The sequence below is a fragment of the Providencia sp. PROV261 genome (assembly GCF_028477945.1).
Lineage (GTDB): Bacteria > Pseudomonadota > Gammaproteobacteria > Enterobacterales > Enterobacteriaceae > Providencia > Providencia stuartii.
Window position 1 is genome coordinate 134,501 of the sequence record NZ_JAMPMC010000023.1, and the last position, 15,797, is coordinate 150,297.

Sequence of the window (15,797 nt, forward strand, 5' to 3'; positions counted from 1 at the left end):
ATGGAAGCCACATCAGCACAGGCTGAAAGCCAAAATACAGTGTTATATTCTTTAATGACGGCATTCATGGAAACATGTTTGAATCATATGTTATTTAAAGAATCGGTCTTAAAACCCGCTAGAGCACGCTTAGCGGGTAAAGTCATGTCTATCGATTTGAAAGAGCTGAATAAAACATTGACGTTGATTTTCAGTGATAACCATGTCGATGTTTTAAGCCAATGGCATGAGCCTGCTGATTGTACAATCAAAACATCCCTCTTTACGCTAATTAAGCTAAAAGACAAACAACAGTTATCACAGCTAATCAATAGTGGTGAAATTGTTATTGAAGGTGATATGCAGGTTGTACAGCATTGGTCGTCATTATTAGATATGGCAATTTGGGATCCTGCACACTATCTATCCCCTTACTTAGGCGATGTCGCGGCACAAGGTATTAGCCAAGTACTACGCAAGGGCGCGAGTTTAGCTTCACATTTAGCATGCAGGCAAAAAAACTATATCAAAGACACACTGCTTGAAGAGTGGAAAATGGCTCCAAACCCACTCGAACTGGCTTATTTTAGTGATGAAGTAGAACAAGTTTCTGATTCACTAAGTGAGCTAGAAAAACGATTGAGCCAGTTGGAGGAGTATAATGACGCCCGGTGAAATAAAACGTCTCTACTTTATTATTCGGGTATTCCTTTCGTATGGTTTGGATGAGCTCATCCCAAAAGTAAAGCTGACGCTACCGCTGCGTATTGGTCGTTTTGGTTTCTTTTGGATTAAAAACCAGCATAAGGGCAAAGAGCTTGGTGAGCGTTTACGTTTAGCTTTACAAGAATTGGGGCCTGTCTGGATCAAGTTTGGGCAGATGCTATCTACCCGACGCGATCTGTTTCCACCCGCTATCGCTGACCAACTCTCTTTGCTGCAAGATAAGGTCGCTAGCTTTGACGGCAAACTGGCTCGTCGTTACATTGAAGAATCATTAGGCGGCCCACTCGAACAGTGGTTTGATGATTTCGATGAAAAGGCACTAGCGTCAGCTTCGATTGCTCAAGTACATACCGCAAAACTCAAAGAAAATGGTAAGGAAGTCGTTTTAAAAGTTATCCGTCCTGATATCCTGCCGGTTATCAAAGCGGATGTAAAACTCATGTATCGTATCGCTAATTGGGTGCCTTTACTGCCTGATGGTCGCCGTCTACGCCCTAAAGAAGTGGTTCGTGAATATGAAAAAACCTTGATCGATGAGCTAAATCTCTTACGTGAATCGGCTAATGCTATCCAGCTTCGTCGTAATTTTGAGAATAGCTCAATGCTATATGTACCAGAGGTTTATGCCGATTATTGTCGCGAAAACGTTATGGTCATGGAGCGTATCTATGGTATTCCTGTTTCCGATATTGCGGCTTTAAAAGCGCAAGGGACAAACATGAAAATCTTGGCGGAAAGAGGCGTGAAAGTCTTCTTTACTCAAGTTTTTCGTGACAGCTTTTTCCATGCAGATATGCACCCCGGCAATATTTTTGTCAGCTATGAGCACCCTGAAGATCCGCTGTATATCGGCATCGATTGTGGTATTGTTGGTTCACTGAATAAAGAAGATAAGCGCTATCTTGCAGAGAACTTTATTGCTTTCTTTAATCGTGATTACCGCAAGGTCGCTGAACTGCATGTCGACTCAGGTTGGGTGCCAGCAGATACTAACGTTGAAGATTTTGAGTTTGCTATCAGAACCGTTTGTGAACCTATTTTCGAAAAACCGTTAGCTGAAATTTCATTTGGGCATGTGCTATTAAACTTATTTAATACTGCGCGCCGTTTCAATATGGAAGTGCAGCCCCAACTTGTACTGCTACAGAAAACCTTACTCTATATTGAAGGCTTAGGCCGTCAGCTTTATCCTCAATTGGATCTATGGAAAACGGCGAAACCATTTTTAGAAGATTGGGTACACAGTCAAGTCGGTATTCCTGCAATTACCCAAGCGTTAAAAGAGAAAGCCCCTTACTGGGCCGAGAAAATGCCTGAAATTCCAGACTTAATTTATGGTGCTTTGCGTCAACATAAGTTCTTACAGTCCAATATCGAACAATTGTCAGAACAATTAAAACAGCAACGTAATAAACAGCGTAAGTCTCAATACCTATTAGGAATTGGTGCAACACTGATTCTTTGCGGGAGTTTATTCTTTATTTCCGCTTCAAATAGAATGGCTATAGCATTTATGTCTGCTGGCGCGTTATCATGGATTATAGGCTGGTATAAATCGGGGAAAAGTTAAGTAAACCTTGTTTTGCGACAAGTTTATAAGCCTGTGAATATTTCCGTATTGTGAGCAGGTTGTATATAATGGGATAAATAACTATTGATCCCACTTTTACAGAGGTATAAACAATGGAATCAACTATTGCAACGGCCGCTTTTGGTAGCCCTTGGCAACTTATTATTATTGCTCTACTTATTATTTTAATTTTCGGCACCAAAAAATTACGTTCTCTGGGGTCGGATTTAGGTGAATCATTGAAAGGCTTTAAAAAAGCGATGAACGATGATGAAGCTGCTAAGGCTGCAAAAGAAGAGCAAGAAAAACAAGATGCTGACTTTGCACCTAAAAATATTACAGAACAGCAACAGGCTGCTGACAAGAAAGACAGCCCAGTTGAGAGCAAAAATAAAGAGCAGGGTTAAACCGTGTTTGACATAGGTTTCAGTGAACTGCTGCTTGTTGCAGTTATTGGTCTTGTCGTCTTAGGCCCTGAGCGCCTACCAGTAGCAGTGAGAACTGTTGCTGGTTGGATCCGTGCGATGCGTTCATTAGCCTCCAATGTGCAAAATGAATTGTCACAAGAACTCAAATTGCAAGAGTTACAAGACACGTTGAAAAAAGTTCAGGAAAAAGCGGGTATGGAAACGCTTTCCCCTGAACTGAAACAATCTATGGATGAGCTTCGCCAAGCTGCACAATCATTAAAAACAGGATATCACTCGACAACAGAGAGCGTTGCAAGTGAGCTACAAAAAGCAAAAGAGTTAACTGATAACTACGACAATGCAGTTAAAGATGCTCAAAATAAAGCTTCGCAACCACCAGAGTCTGAATCGGATCCTGATCCTGAATATGCAGCAAAAATGGCAGCTGTCGTCGATGAGCCGACAAAGCCATCGCTAAACAATGACAGCGACCAGCAAAATGGCGTTACAGAGAAAAAAAATCCTAATCAGACAGAAAGCGAAAAATAGAACATGGCTGTAAATGATACACAACCACTTATTAGCCACCTCATTGAACTCAGGAAGCGGCTGTTAAACTGTTTGATTACGGTTTTGATTGTGTTCGCTGCCTTAGCTTACTTTTCAAATGATATATATCGGCTAGTCGCCGCACCTTTGATTGATAAGCTTCCTGTTGGTTCTCAAATGAGTGCGACAGATGTGGCATCAACCTTTTTCACTCCAATTAAACTGACCATGATGGTATCGGTATTTATTTCGATACCGGTGATCCTATACCAAATTTGGGCCTTTATTGCGCCAGCGTTATATAAGCACGAACGTCGGCTGATGCTGCCTTTATTGGTCTCCAGTAGCTTCCTTTTCTATTTAGGGATGGCTTTTGCTTACTTTGTTGTCTTCCCATTAGCCTTTGGTTTCTTTGTCAAAACAACACCGGATAGCGTCAATTTCATTCCTGATATTAGTAAATATCTCAGTTTTGTAATGACGTTATTTATGGCATTTGGTGCGGCCTTTGAAGTACCGATTGCTATTATTCTGTTGTGTTGGACCGGCGTCACAACCCCTGAATCACTAAAACGCAAACGGCCTTATATTTTAGTCGGTGCATTTATTGTGGGGATGTTTTTAACACCACCAGATGTACTTTCTCAAACGTTACTTGCCGTGCCAATGTATCTGTTGTTTGAGCTTGGTGTGCTTTTATCTAACTTTTATGTGGGTAAAGGTCGGCGAGATCGGGAAAATAATGAAGAAGACGATGAAGAGAAAGAAGAGTCTTAATTTATCGTTATTCAGTCTATAAAAACTCGATTTATAACTGCACTCAACAGGTTGGTAGCCAACCCAATTAAGGTGCAGTTTTTTTATGTGGGTTAAGATAGCTTTTTAAACTGAGTATTATCGAGTACTTTAGACACATTTTTATTTAAAATATTCAGTAATAATATTGAGCGTGATTCACCATTAGGCTCATCATAAATTGCCTGAATACCTGCAAAAATGCCTTCGGTAATCAAGACATTATCACCATGAGTTGGCGTTTCGGGATCGACGAGATGCCCAAGGGGCGCTTGTTGCAAAAGTTCGATGATTTCGTCTGGTACAATGGCGGGGTGTAGGCCAAAACGGACAAAATGGCTGACACCGCGAGTGGATTGTATTGTAGTGGTATGGATTTCGTTATGATCGAACTTCACGAACAGATAATTAGGGAATAGCGGCTCTTGTACTTTTGTTCGCTTTCCTCTAACCACTTTTTCTATTTCTGTCATGGGAGTCATGCAGATCACATTTTGCCTATTTAGGTGCTCTATGGCCCTATCAATTTGACCACGTTTACAATATAGCAGATGCCATTTTTCCATTTCTTAAACCCAATACAACAAAATTATGCTCATCATAACAAATTAAAGTATAAAAATGTGACTAATCGACAAAGTAAGAATAGCATTTAGAATCAGAAATATATACTAACTAAAAATCAATAAATTATAGTTAGTGATAATGTAATAACAGGTTATCTAGGAGACAGCATGGAAATTTTTTTATTGAGTAACGGTAAGCTTCCAAACAATCCAGTATGGCTAAGTTATGCCTTACCTCGTATCCATGAAATGATCGCACGTAGGAACATTACATCAGCGGTATTGGTGCCTTATGCGATATTACGGGATCCTCATGATGAGCGAGCAGAGCAATTAAGCGAAGCTTTAGGTATTAAAGTTACGTCAATTGAACATTTTTCCAGCCCTGTCGAAGCGATTGAACAAGCAGAATGTATCCTTGTAAGTGGAGGCAATACATGGTGGTTAAATAAATGCCTGCATGAAAATGGGTTGATTGTTGCTATCCAGCGCGCGGTTAAAGAGCGTGATGTTCCCTATATTGGTTGGAGTGCGGGTTGTAATGTGGCTACACCAAGTATTCGTACGACCAATGATATGCCTGTGAGTAATGCGGTGATTATGCCGTCTTTGGGGTTGTTTCCCGTACAGATAAATCCCCACTATATCGATTCTCATATCTCAGGTCATATGGGGGAAACGCGAGATGAGCGATTACAAGAGTTTTGTGTCATCAACCCTCATGAAGTCGTGGTTGCACTGAGAGAAGGTAGTGGATTACAGATTAAAGGCAACACATTGACTTATTTCAGTGGTAAAAATGAAGGTTTTAAACTCTTTCAGCACAACCAATCATTCCCTGAACAGTTTGATACTTTATCATTAAAAGCATTGGTTCCATTCGATTGCCAGTAAAATAAGATGTTTTTGACTATAACCATATTGATTATGAATAGTTTTTATGGGTAACTTGTAACCTTGGCCGGACGTCTTATAATGAGACTCCCTCTGTAATAGTAAAAGATGACAATGAAATACCGTGACCTAAGAGACTTCATTGCCCAGCTTGAAAAGCAAGGCGAACTAAAACGTATTACGATGGAAGTCGACCCTTACCTCGAAATGACGGAAATAGCTGATCGCACGCTTAGAGCAGGGGGCCCTGCCTTATTATTTGAAAACCCTAAAGGCTATGATATGCCCGTTTTGTGCAACCTATTTGGCACAACCAAACGTGTTGCGATGGGAATGGGGCAGGAAGATATCAAGGCACTACACGATGTTGGTAAGCTGCTTGCTTTTCTAAAAGAGCCGGATCCACCGAAAGGTTTTCGTGACCTGTTTGATAAATTACCTAAGTTCAAACAGGTACTCAACATGCCAGCAAAACGGCTAAGCTCAGCCCCTTGCCAAGAGCAAATTTGGGCGGGGGATGACGTCGATTTAACCAAAATCCCTGTTATGCACTGCTGGCCTGAAGATGCTGCGCCGCTGATTACATGGGGATTAACGGTAACAAGAGGCCCTAATAAAGAGCGTCAAAACTTGGGTATTTACCGCCAACAGGTGTTGGGGAAAAATAAAGTGATCATGCGTTGGCTCTCTCACCGCGGTGGTGCGCTGGATTTTCAAGAGTGGTGCCAACAGCATCCGGGTGAAAAATTCCCTGTCGCAGTAGCGCTTGGTGCGGATCCTGCAACTATCCTAGGTGCGGTGACTCCAGTTCCTGATACGCTGTCTGAATATGCGTTCGCCGGTTTATTACGTGGTAATAAAACGGAAGTCGTTAAATGTATCTCGAATGATCTTGAAGTACCTGCGGGCGCTGAGATTATCTTAGAAGGCTACATTGAACCTGGTGAGCTCGCGCCGGAAGGGCCTTATGGTGATCATACTGGTTATTATAATGAGATAGATAGTTTCCCTGTCTTTACGGTAACCCATGTTACTCAACGCCGTGATGCGATTTACCATTCTACCTATACAGGCCGGCCACCCGATGAGCCTGCCGTACTGGGTGAAGCCCTAAATGAAGTCCTAGTACCTATTTTACAAAAGCAGTTTCCAGAAATCGTCGATTTTTACCTTCCTCCAGAAGGGTGCTCATATCGTCTTGCTGTTGTTACGATGAAAAAACAATACGCAGGCCATGCAAAACGCGTCATGATGGGTGTTTGGTCTTACCTCCGTCAATTTATGTACACAAAATTTGTTATTGTGTGTGACGATGATATCAATGCGCGTGACTGGAAAGATGTGATCTGGGCGATAACCACTCGTATGGATCCTGCTCGCGATACTGTTATGATGGAAAATACACCTATCGATTATCTTGATTTTGCATCACCAGTCTCTGGTCTAGGGTCAAAAATGGGGCTAGATGCAACAAATAAATGGCCCGGTGAGACAAACAGGGAATGGGGTAGGCCAATTGTTATGGATGAACAAGTGAAGTCGCGAATTGATGATATTTGGGATCAATTGAATATTTTTGAAAAATAAGAGGGGAGCCATGGCAACTTTGAGCTGTAAAGTCACATCTGTTGAGTCCATAACTGACACAGTATATCGGGTTATTTTGTTGCCGGATGGTCCTTTTCATTTTAAAGCAGGTCAGTACCTTATGGTGATCATGGATGAGCGTGATAAGCGCCCATTCTCAATGGCATCTACACCTGCTAATAACGAAACAATTGAATTACATATTGGCGCTTCAGAAATCAATCTTTATGCCATGGCGGTGATGGATCGAATTTTAGATCAACGCCGCATCGATATTGATATCCCACATGGCAAGGCATGGTTTAGAGAAAATAGCCAAAACCCAATGATCTTAGTTGCAGGGGGCACGGGGTTTTCTTACACGCATTCGATCCTACTCGCGGCTCTCATGGAAAACCCTTCTAGGGATATTACCTTCTACTGGGGGGGGCGTCAGCTAGAGCACCTTTACGACTTAGGAGAGCTGCAAGCGCTTAGTGAACGTTATCCTAATCTAAAAGTGATACCTATCGTTGAACAACCGGATGAACAATGGAGAGGGCGCTCAGGAACAGTTTTAAGTGGGGTATTGGAAGATTTTGGTGATTTGTCCTCCTATGATATTTACATAGCAGGGCGTTTTGAAATGGCAAAAATCGCCAGAGAACGTTTTTGTGCAGAGCGTAATGCAAAGCCTGAACAATTATTTGGTGATGCCTACGAGTTTATTTAAATGATAATTTACTGAATATTTGAATCGATGGCCTGTGGCATGATTGAGCATATATGTGCCACTTTCCTCGTTGGAGATGACATTGATTTGTTGTTTTAGACAGTAACTTGTCAGTTAAACTTTGCCCAAATGGATAAACCAAGTGGCAAAAAAGAAAAAGCCCGCCCCTGACTAGGCGGGAATGTTGACAACATACAACAACACTACGGCAACTCGCGGCTATACCCTTTATATTTCAATTGGCGCAGGTTTAGCTGTTTGGCATTGCTCAGATAATACCGTTTTTGAGCTTATCCTTTTGGCAAACATGCGCTTGAACGACTTAGGGTATAGACACACTATACACGCTCAATGATCGTGGCAATGCCTTGCCCAAATCCGATACACATTGTTGCTAGGCCAAATTGTTTATCCTTCAGCTCTAACTGATTGAGCAATGCCGTTGTAATCCTTGCCCCAGAACAACCCAGAGGGTGGCCCAATGCAATAGCACCGCCATTAAGGTTGACTTTTTCATCAATAAGGCTTTCTGGCAGTTTCAGCCCTTTTAAGCAGGCAATGGATTGAGCGGCAAATGCTTCATTTAATTCAATAATATCGATATCCGCTAATGATAACCCCGCGCGTTTTAGCGCTAGCTCTGTAGCAGGAACTGGCCCAAAGCCCATGATTGAAGGATCACAGCCAACAACGGCCATTGAGCGAACTTTGGCACGTGGCTTGAGCCCTCGTTCTTTAGCGTAGCTTTCGCCTGTGATGAGCATTGCTGACGCCCCATCTGAAAGGGCAGAAGAGTTACCTGCCGTGACGGTACCACTTACGGGGTCAAAGGCGGGGCGCAATGATGCTAGGCTTTCGAGGCTTGCATCAAAACGGATAACTTCATCATAATCCACGGCAAAGAGATTGCCTTGGCTGTCATGCCCAGCTACGGGCGCTATTTCATGTTTAAATTGACCATTTTTAGTGGCTTGGGCAGCACGTTGGTGCGATCTAAGGGCAAACGCATCTTGCTCCTCACGGCTAATTTTGTACATTTTAGCCAGCATTTCTGCGGTTAGGCCCATTGCACCAGCCGCTTTTGCGACACGTAACGTTAATTTAGGGTTGAAATCAATACCATGTGTCATGGGAACATGACCCATGTGCTCCACACCACCAATTAAGACTGAGTTTGCATCGCCTGTCATAATAAGTCGGCTAGCATCATGCAGAGCTTGCATTGAAGAGCCACACAAACGGTTAACTGTGACCGCAGGAACTGTATGTGGGATATCAGTCAGTAACGCAGCGTTTTTAGCGATATTGAACCCTTGTTCAAGGGTCTGTTGCACACAGCCCCAAATAATATCATTGAGTTCTTTTTTGCTTGCGTTAGGGTTGCGTTCAAAAATCACATTCATCAGGTGTGCTGAGAGGTCTTCCGCTCGGACATGGCGAAATACACCGCCCTTTGAACGCCCCATTGGTGTACGTATTCCATCGATAATAACGACATTTTCCATACTATTAGCCTCTCGCAACTTTTTTAATATCAATTGCCACTACAGGTGGCTTCGCATAATAACTGGAATTGGCCTGAGATTTTTCTTTGAGACCCGCAGGAATTTGATACAGAGGGCTTAACTGAGCATAGGCCTCCGCTGTCTTAGCATAAGATTGTGTGCCAACGGTATCTAAGTAGCGGAAGACGCCTCCTCGGAAAGGAGGGAACCCAAGGCCGTAAACTAAAGCGATGTCTGCATCGGCAGGGCTTTGAATGATGCCCTCTTCTAAACAACGAACGACCTCATTGATCATCGGGATCATCATACGTGCAATGATCTCTTCTTTTGTAAATGAGCGCTTGCCTTGGCTGATTGAGGCGAGTAATGCATCTGTGGCGGGGTCATCAACTTTCTTTGGCTTTCCTTTTTTATCTTTTTCATATTGATAAAAGCCTTTGCCATTTTTTTGCCCAAACCGTTTTTCTTCAAACATAACATCAATAGCATTTTTGCCTGTTTTACTCATGCGCTCAGGGAACCCTAATGCCATTACATGCTCTGCATGGGATGCGGTATCAATACCAACTACATCAAGAAGATATGCAGGTCCCATCGGCCAGCCAAATTCTTTTTCCATGACTTTATCGATTTCTCTGAAATCTGCACCATCTTGTAGCAGTAAGTTAAAACCTGCAAAGTAAGGGAAAAGAACCCTATTGACGAAGAAACCAGGGCAGTCATTAACGACAATGGGGGTTTTACCCATTTTGTTGGCGTAAGCGACGACTTTGGCGATGGTATCCTCTGAGGTTTTTTGACCACGAATAACCTCAACAAGCGGCATGCGATGCACAGGGTTGAAGAAGTGCATACCACAAAAATTTTCGGGGCGTTTTAACGACTTCGCTAGCTCAGTAATCGGTATGGTCGACGTATTAGACGCTAAAATTGTTTCTGGGCTAACTAATGCTTCAACTTCCGTCAGCACAGCGGCTTTAATTTTGGGGTTTTCAACGACCGCTTCCACGATCACTTGTGAATTTTCGATACCCGCGTAAGAAAGCGAAGGATGAATCGATGCGAGTGTTTTCGCCATTTTTGAGGCATTGATTTTCCCGCGCTCAAATTGACCATTTAATAGTTTATGAGCCTCTTCGATGCCTAAATCTAAAGATTTTTCATTAATATCCTTCATGAGCACAGGAACGCCTTTACTTGCGGACTGGTAGGCTATTCCACCTCCCATAATTCCTGCTCCTAGTACTGCGGCATGTTGAGGGGCTTCAACGTGACGAGAAAGCTGTTTGCTTGTTGATTTAACTTGCTGATCATTTAAGAAAATACTAACTAATGAGCGAGCAACATCGCTATGAGCAAGTGGAACAAAAGCTGCTGTTTCATGTTTTAGGGCTTCAGTACGAGCACAGTTGGCTGCTTTTTCAATGGTATTGACTGCCGTCATAGGGGCGGGATAGTGTTTTCCTGCAACCTTATACACCATACCTTTTGCAACATTAAAGCTCATGCTCTGTTCAATAGGGCTAAGTTGTAATGGTTGTAACTTAGGTTGACGTCTTTGCTGCCAATTAATCGCTCCTGCGATTGCTGATTCAATGAGGGCAAGGGCTGATTCTACAAGTTTGTCCGTCTCAACAACGGCATCAACCAAGCCGAATTTGAGTGATTCTGCGGCACTAATGTCTTTGCCTGCGGTAATAATTTCTAGGGCGCTATCTAAACCGATTAATCGAGGTAAACGAACAGAGCCGCCAAAGCCTGGCATAATACCGAGTTTCGTTTCAGGTAACCCAATACGCGCATCTGGAGTAGCAATACGCAAGTCAGTAGAAAGAATACATTCACAGCCTCCACCTAGCGCATACCCATTAATGGCGCTAAGAGTAGGAACAGGTAAGTCTTCGATACGATTAAAAATACCATTTGCGTAGCCTAACCACTCGCTTAGGGTCTCTGCTGGTGCTTCAAAAAGTGAAAGAAACTCTTTGATATCTGCCCCAACAATAAATGCAGGCTTGTCAGATCTTAGAATAACGCCTAATAGGCCTGATTGCTGTTCAAGTACAGCAACTGCTTCATCAAGTGAAGCAACGGTATGAGTATCCAATTTATTTATTGGCCCAGGCGAGTTAAAAACGAGTTCTGCAATACCTGTTTTCAACCATTGAACATAGATTGTTTCACTTTGATAAAGCATGCCGTTCTCCTTATGATGATTTTATCATCTGGTACGACCAGATAGAGTTGAGTGTGACTAGAATGTTAAGGGAATGCAAATAATTGATAACAAAACTGGAACGTTGATCACAGCAAATAAGTGAAATATAGGAGAGGGAAAATAGTATTCTATTTAATAATCAGTTGATTAAGTGGATTTCCCCTCAGATTGCATACCAGTCAATTCAAGAACGTGCTAAGCTTGGATTTTCTAATAAAACTGAAAGGTTGAATGAAATGGAAAAACTGACTGCACTCTACGCTGAACATATTAAAACTTTGCAAACAACAACTCAGCAGGTCTTACAACGCAGCAAGCTAGACGCCATACTGATTCATTCGGGTGAACCTCAACGTATTTTTCTTGATGACAGCGACTATCCTTTCAAAGTGAATCCTCACTTTAAAGCATGGGTGCCTGTCACCGATGTTCCACATTCTTGGTTATTAGTGGATGGTGTGAATAAACCTAAACTTTGGTTCTATTCTCCCGTTGATTATTGGCACAGCGTTGAGCCATTACCAAATAGCTTTTGGACCAAAGAAGTTGAGCTTATTCATTTAAAAAATGCAGATGATATTAGTGAGTTTTTAGCGAATATACCTAAAGAAAATATTGCCTATATTGGTTCTGCTAAAGCTAGAGCGGAATCACTGGGTATTCGCCTACAAAATATTAACCCAAAACCTGTCGTTGATTTCTATCATTTCCATCGTTCTTATAAAACAGATTATGAAATGTATTGCATGCGTGAAGCGCAAAAAATGGCGGTAAATGGTCATTTATCGGCATTCGAGGCTTTCCAAGCAGGCATGAGTGAGTTTGATATCAACATCAGTTACTTACAAGCGACAGGGCATCGCGATACAGATGTGCCTTATGGGAATATTGTTGCACTCAATGAAAATGCAGCCGTATTGCATTACACTAAATTACAGCAACAAGCACCGAATGAAATAAGAAGCTTTCTGATTGATGCAGGAGCTGAGTATAACGGCTATGCTGCTGATATAACTCGTACTTATGCCGCAAAAGGCAAAAGTGAGTTTGCTGCTCTTGTTGCCGATATGAATAAAGAACAGTTGGCCTTGATTGATACCATCAAAGCAGGTGTACGCTATACCGATTACCATGTTGATATGCACCATCGAATTGCTAAACTATTGAAAAAACACTCAATCATTAAGGGAATTAGCGAAGAAACTATGGTGGAGCAAGGGCTAACCACGCCATTCCTACCCCATGGGTTAGGCCATCCTCTAGGTTTACAAGTTCATGATGCTGCTGGTTTTATGCAGGATGAAGATGGCACACTGCTTGCTGCACCGAAAATGTATCCTTTCCTTCGCTGCACTCGCGTACTGGAACCAAGAATGGTGCTGACTATTGAACCCGGCCTTTATTTTATCGAATCATTACTGTCATCTTGGCGCTCAGGCGAATTTGCTCAACACTTTAATTGGGAAAAAATTGAGCAGTTCAAACCTTATGGGGGTATTCGTATTGAAGATAACATCATCATTCATCATAATCGGATTGAAAATATGACGCGAGATTTGCAACTACCGTAATGAAACCTTATTTAATACCGGCTGAATCTATCTGTTATACAGAAGAAATTAAAAAAAGCCGTTTTATTACCTATCTTGCACATACAGAAGGTATTGATGCCGCAAAGGAGTATATTCAATCCATTAAAGCTCAATACCCAGATGCTCGGCACCATTGCTGGGCATTTGTTGCAGGACGCCCGGATGATTCTCAGCAGTTAGGTTTTTCCGACGATGGTGAGCCAACAGGAACGGCCGGAAAGCCAATAATGGCACAATTGCTCGGCAGCAATCTTGGGGAGATCACCTGTGTTGTTGTACGTTATTTTGGTGGTATCAAGCTAGGGACAGGCGGTTTAGTTAAAGCTTATGGTAATGGTGCTCAGCAAGCACTTAAGTTATTACCAACACAAACAAAAGTACCGCAAAAATTTTTCCAGCTAGTTTGTGATTATGCATTTATTAATACGGTTGAGCAGCTAGTTACGCAGGTCAACGGGATGATTTTACACAGTGAATATAACGAATCTGTTTCCCTACGAATTGCAATTCCTGCTACCTTAGAGCAAGAAGTCAATGATAAATTACGCGATATGAGTCGCGGGGCTTTAGAACTCATACCTGAATCTGAATAGTCAATTGGTTAGCAAGGAACCTGCCGAATGCATTTTCGTGCAATAACTCGTATTGTCGGGCTACTCGTTATTATCTTCTCTTTTACCATGGTTGTGCCGGGTATTGTTGCGCTTATTTATCGTGATGGAGCAGGTCGAGCATTTAGTCAAACGTTTGTTACGGCTTTAGTGCTCGGATTACTGTTATGGATCCCAACGCGCAACAGCAAGCATGAGCTTAAAGCAAAAGAAGGGTTTCTTATTGTCGTCTTGTTTTGGACCGTGTTAGGAAGTGTGGGGGCATTACCTTTTATCTTTTCTGAAAAGCCAAACCTTTCCATAACCGATGCTTTTTTTGAATCCTTTTCTGGGTTAACCACAACAGGAGCGACAACGTTAACTGGGCTCGATACGCTTCCGAAAGCCATCTTATTTTATAGGCAAATGCTACAGTGGTTAGGTGGGATGGGGATCATCGTACTTGCTGTGGCGATCCTGCCATTACTCGGTGTTGGAGGAATGCAGCTTTACCGTGCTGAAATGCCTGGGCCGCTTAAAGATAATAAAATGCGACCGCGTATTGCAGAAACGGCAAAAACCCTTTGGCTCATCTATGTATTGCTGACGATTGTATGTGCGATTGCGCTGTGGATAGCAGGTATGGATGTGTTTGATGCCATCTCTCATAGTTTTTCTACAATAGCGATTGGTGGTTTTTCAACGCATGACGCGAGTGTGGGGTATTTCAATAGCCCAGCGATAAATACCATTATTGCGGTTTTCTTAATTATCTCAGGTTGTAATTTTGGTCTGCACTTTGCCGTGCTTACTGGGCGTAGCTTAGGTATCTATTGGCGCGATCCTGAATTTAAAACATTCATTAGCTTCCAGTTAGCCCTCGTCATTATCTGTACACTGGTTTTACTTTATCACTCAGTGTATGGCTCTTTTGGGCAAACATTAGATCAGGCATTTTTCCAAGTTGTCTCAATGGCAACAACTGCAGGTTTTACAACAGATAGTTTTGCCGGATGGCCTTTGTTCCTGCCGATGCTTCTTTTATGTGCCGCATTTGTTGGCGGTTGTGCTGGTTCAACAGGAGGCGGATTAAAAGTTATCCGTATCTTGCTATTGTTTTTGCAAGGATCTCGGGAATTAAAAAGGCTTGTTCACCCAAATGCCGTTTACACCATAAAGTTAGGGCAAAGAGCTTTACCTGAAAGGATCATCGAAGCGGTATGGGGCTTCTTTTCAGCATATGCGCTCGTTTTTATCGTCAGTTTACTTCTATTAATTGCAACGGGTGTCGATGAATTTTCTGCTTTTTCAGCTATCGCAACAACGTTAAATAACCTAGGGCCAGGCCTTGGCACTGTCGCTGATAACTTTACATCGATGAACCCAGCAGGGAAATGGATACTGGTAGTGACTATGCTGTTCGGTCGTCTTGAAGTCTTTACATTATTAGTGTTATTCACGCCAACCTTCTGGCGCGATTAATAAGATAGGATCAAGAATGAGTTACTTACTTTTGCATTCGAGCACAGATGGACAAACTAAAAAAATTGTTTTGAAAATGGCGGAGCAACTACGAAGTGTAGGGCGCCAATGTGATATTCGAGATTTAAATAGCGAAAAAAATATCAATATTACATCGTATGAAAAGGTGTTAGTTGGAGCGTCTATTCGTTATGGTCACTTCAATAAAGCACTGATGCGGTTCGCAACGATTCATCAAAGCCAATTAAATACAATGAAAACCGCTTTCTTTGGTGTGAACTTAACTGCGCGCAAAGAAGGCAAAGATACTCCTGAAACGAATGCCTATACGCGCAAGTTTCTGGAGAAAAGCCCTTGGCAACCAACACTAAGCTCAGTATTTGCTGGCGCATTGTTCTATCCACGTTATGGTTGGTTCGATAAGACGATGATTCGACTTATTATGAAAATGACAGATGGGCCAACCGACCCAAATACAGAGATAGAATATACGAACTGGGAAAAAGTGAGCAAGTTTACACAGGAATTTGACTGTTTATAGCTCATATCTTTAACGATAAGTGGTGTTTTTAAACGATTTGTTTAATGTTTCATCGGTTGAATTAAAAAGTTTAAAAAACAC

Annotated in this window: 15 protein-coding genes; 12 read left to right on the top strand and 3 right to left on the bottom strand. The window is 42.2% G+C overall.

The features are described from left to right. The 5 genes from PR675_RS13880 to tatC all read left to right on the top strand — a co-directional run bounded on the left by PR675_RS13880 (position 1) and on the right by tatC (position 4,011). The gene (locus PR675_RS13880; protein ID WP_004924712.1) at positions 1-654 is read left to right on the top strand and encodes a ubiquinone biosynthesis accessory factor UbiJ; all 654 of its coding nucleotides are present in this window, start codon (positions 1-3) and stop codon (positions 652-654) included. After that, the gene (gene ubiB, locus PR675_RS13885; protein ID WP_004924714.1) at positions 641-2,275 is read left to right on the top strand and encodes a ubiquinone biosynthesis regulatory protein kinase UbiB; all 1,635 of its coding nucleotides are present in this window, start codon (positions 641-643) and stop codon (positions 2,273-2,275) included. The genes PR675_RS13880 and ubiB overlap by 14 nt, the downstream gene beginning before the upstream one ends. A 113-nt stretch (positions 2,276-2,388) precedes the next feature. Then, positions 2,389-2,682, top strand: a complete 294-nt coding sequence (gene tatA / locus PR675_RS13890) for a twin-arginine translocase TatA/TatE family subunit (RefSeq protein ID WP_004924718.1) — start codon at positions 2,389-2,391, stop codon at positions 2,680-2,682. A 3-nt stretch (positions 2,683-2,685) separates the two neighbouring features. Then, entirely contained in the window at positions 2,686-3,234 is a 549-nt protein-coding gene (gene tatB, locus PR675_RS13895) for a Sec-independent protein translocase protein TatB (protein WP_014656861.1), read from the top strand. A gap of 3 nt (positions 3,235-3,237) precedes the next feature. Beyond that, a complete protein-coding gene (gene tatC / locus PR675_RS13900) occupies positions 3,238-4,011 on the top strand; it encodes a Sec-independent protein translocase subunit TatC (RefSeq protein ID WP_004924722.1) in 774 nt (257 codons plus the stop codon). Between the two features lie 92 nt (positions 4,012-4,103). On the opposite strand, the gene rfaH is transcribed toward tatC, so the two are convergent. Then, positions 4,104-4,595 carry a transcription/translation regulatory transformer protein RfaH gene (rfaH, locus tag PR675_RS13905; protein ID WP_004924724.1) on the bottom strand — a complete coding sequence of 164 codons (492 nt, stop codon included), beginning with the start codon at positions 4,593-4,595 and terminating at the stop codon, positions 4,104-4,106. A 168-nt stretch (positions 4,596-4,763) separates the two neighbouring features. On the opposite strand from rfaH, the gene pepE reads away from it, so the two are divergent. From pepE to fre, 3 genes are all read left to right on the top strand, one after another. Next, the gene (gene pepE, locus PR675_RS13910) at positions 4,764-5,489 is read left to right on the top strand and encodes a dipeptidase PepE (protein ID WP_004924726.1); all 726 of its coding nucleotides are present in this window, start codon (positions 4,764-4,766) and stop codon (positions 5,487-5,489) included. A gap of 114 nt (positions 5,490-5,603) precedes the next feature. After that, positions 5,604-7,076 (top strand): 4-hydroxy-3-polyprenylbenzoate decarboxylase, encoded by a 1,473-nt coding sequence (gene ubiD, locus PR675_RS13915; protein ID WP_036941968.1) that lies wholly within the window; start codon positions 5,604-5,606, stop codon positions 7,074-7,076. A gap of 10 nt (positions 7,077-7,086) precedes the next feature. Continuing rightward, a complete protein-coding gene (gene fre, locus PR675_RS13920; RefSeq protein WP_014656858.1) occupies positions 7,087-7,788 on the top strand; it encodes an NAD(P)H-flavin reductase in 702 nt (233 codons plus the stop codon). 338 nt (positions 7,789-8,126) lie between these two features. Here fre and fadA read toward each other — a convergent pair whose 3' ends face one another. Together fadA and fadB are read right to left on the bottom strand one after the other, a co-directional pair. Further along, a complete protein-coding gene (fadA, locus tag PR675_RS13925; RefSeq protein WP_014656857.1) occupies positions 8,127-9,293 on the bottom strand; it encodes an acetyl-CoA C-acyltransferase FadA in 1,167 nt (388 codons plus the stop codon). Between the two features lie 4 nt (positions 9,294-9,297). Next, positions 9,298-11,490, bottom strand: coding sequence for a fatty acid oxidation complex subunit alpha FadB (gene fadB, locus PR675_RS13930; protein ID WP_014656856.1), 2,193 nt, complete (start codon positions 11,488-11,490; stop codon positions 9,298-9,300). 257 nt (positions 11,491-11,747) lie between these two features. Between fadB and pepQ the strand changes: the two genes are divergently transcribed. Genes pepQ through hemG form a run of 4 tightly spaced genes read left to right on the top strand, consistent with a single transcriptional unit; the run spans position 11,748 to position 15,716 of the window. Beyond that, on the top strand, positions 11,748-13,082 hold the full coding sequence (gene pepQ, locus PR675_RS13935; protein ID WP_042117174.1) for a Xaa-Pro dipeptidase: 1,335 nt from the start codon (positions 11,748-11,750) through the stop codon (positions 13,080-13,082). Further along, positions 13,082-13,696 (top strand): IMPACT family protein, encoded by a 615-nt coding sequence (locus PR675_RS13940; RefSeq protein WP_004924737.1) that lies wholly within the window; start codon positions 13,082-13,084, stop codon positions 13,694-13,696. Before pepQ ends, PR675_RS13940 begins: the two co-directional genes overlap by 1 nt. Before the next feature lie 27 nt (positions 13,697-13,723). Beyond that, positions 13,724-15,175, top strand: coding sequence for a Trk system potassium transporter TrkH (trkH, locus tag PR675_RS13945; protein ID WP_004924738.1), 1,452 nt, complete (start codon positions 13,724-13,726; stop codon positions 15,173-15,175). A 16-nt stretch (positions 15,176-15,191) separates the two neighbouring features. Next, positions 15,192-15,716, top strand: a complete 525-nt coding sequence (hemG, locus tag PR675_RS13950) for a menaquinone-dependent protoporphyrinogen IX dehydrogenase (protein WP_060560932.1) — start codon at positions 15,192-15,194, stop codon at positions 15,714-15,716. Positions 15,717-15,797 lie beyond the last annotated feature (81 nt).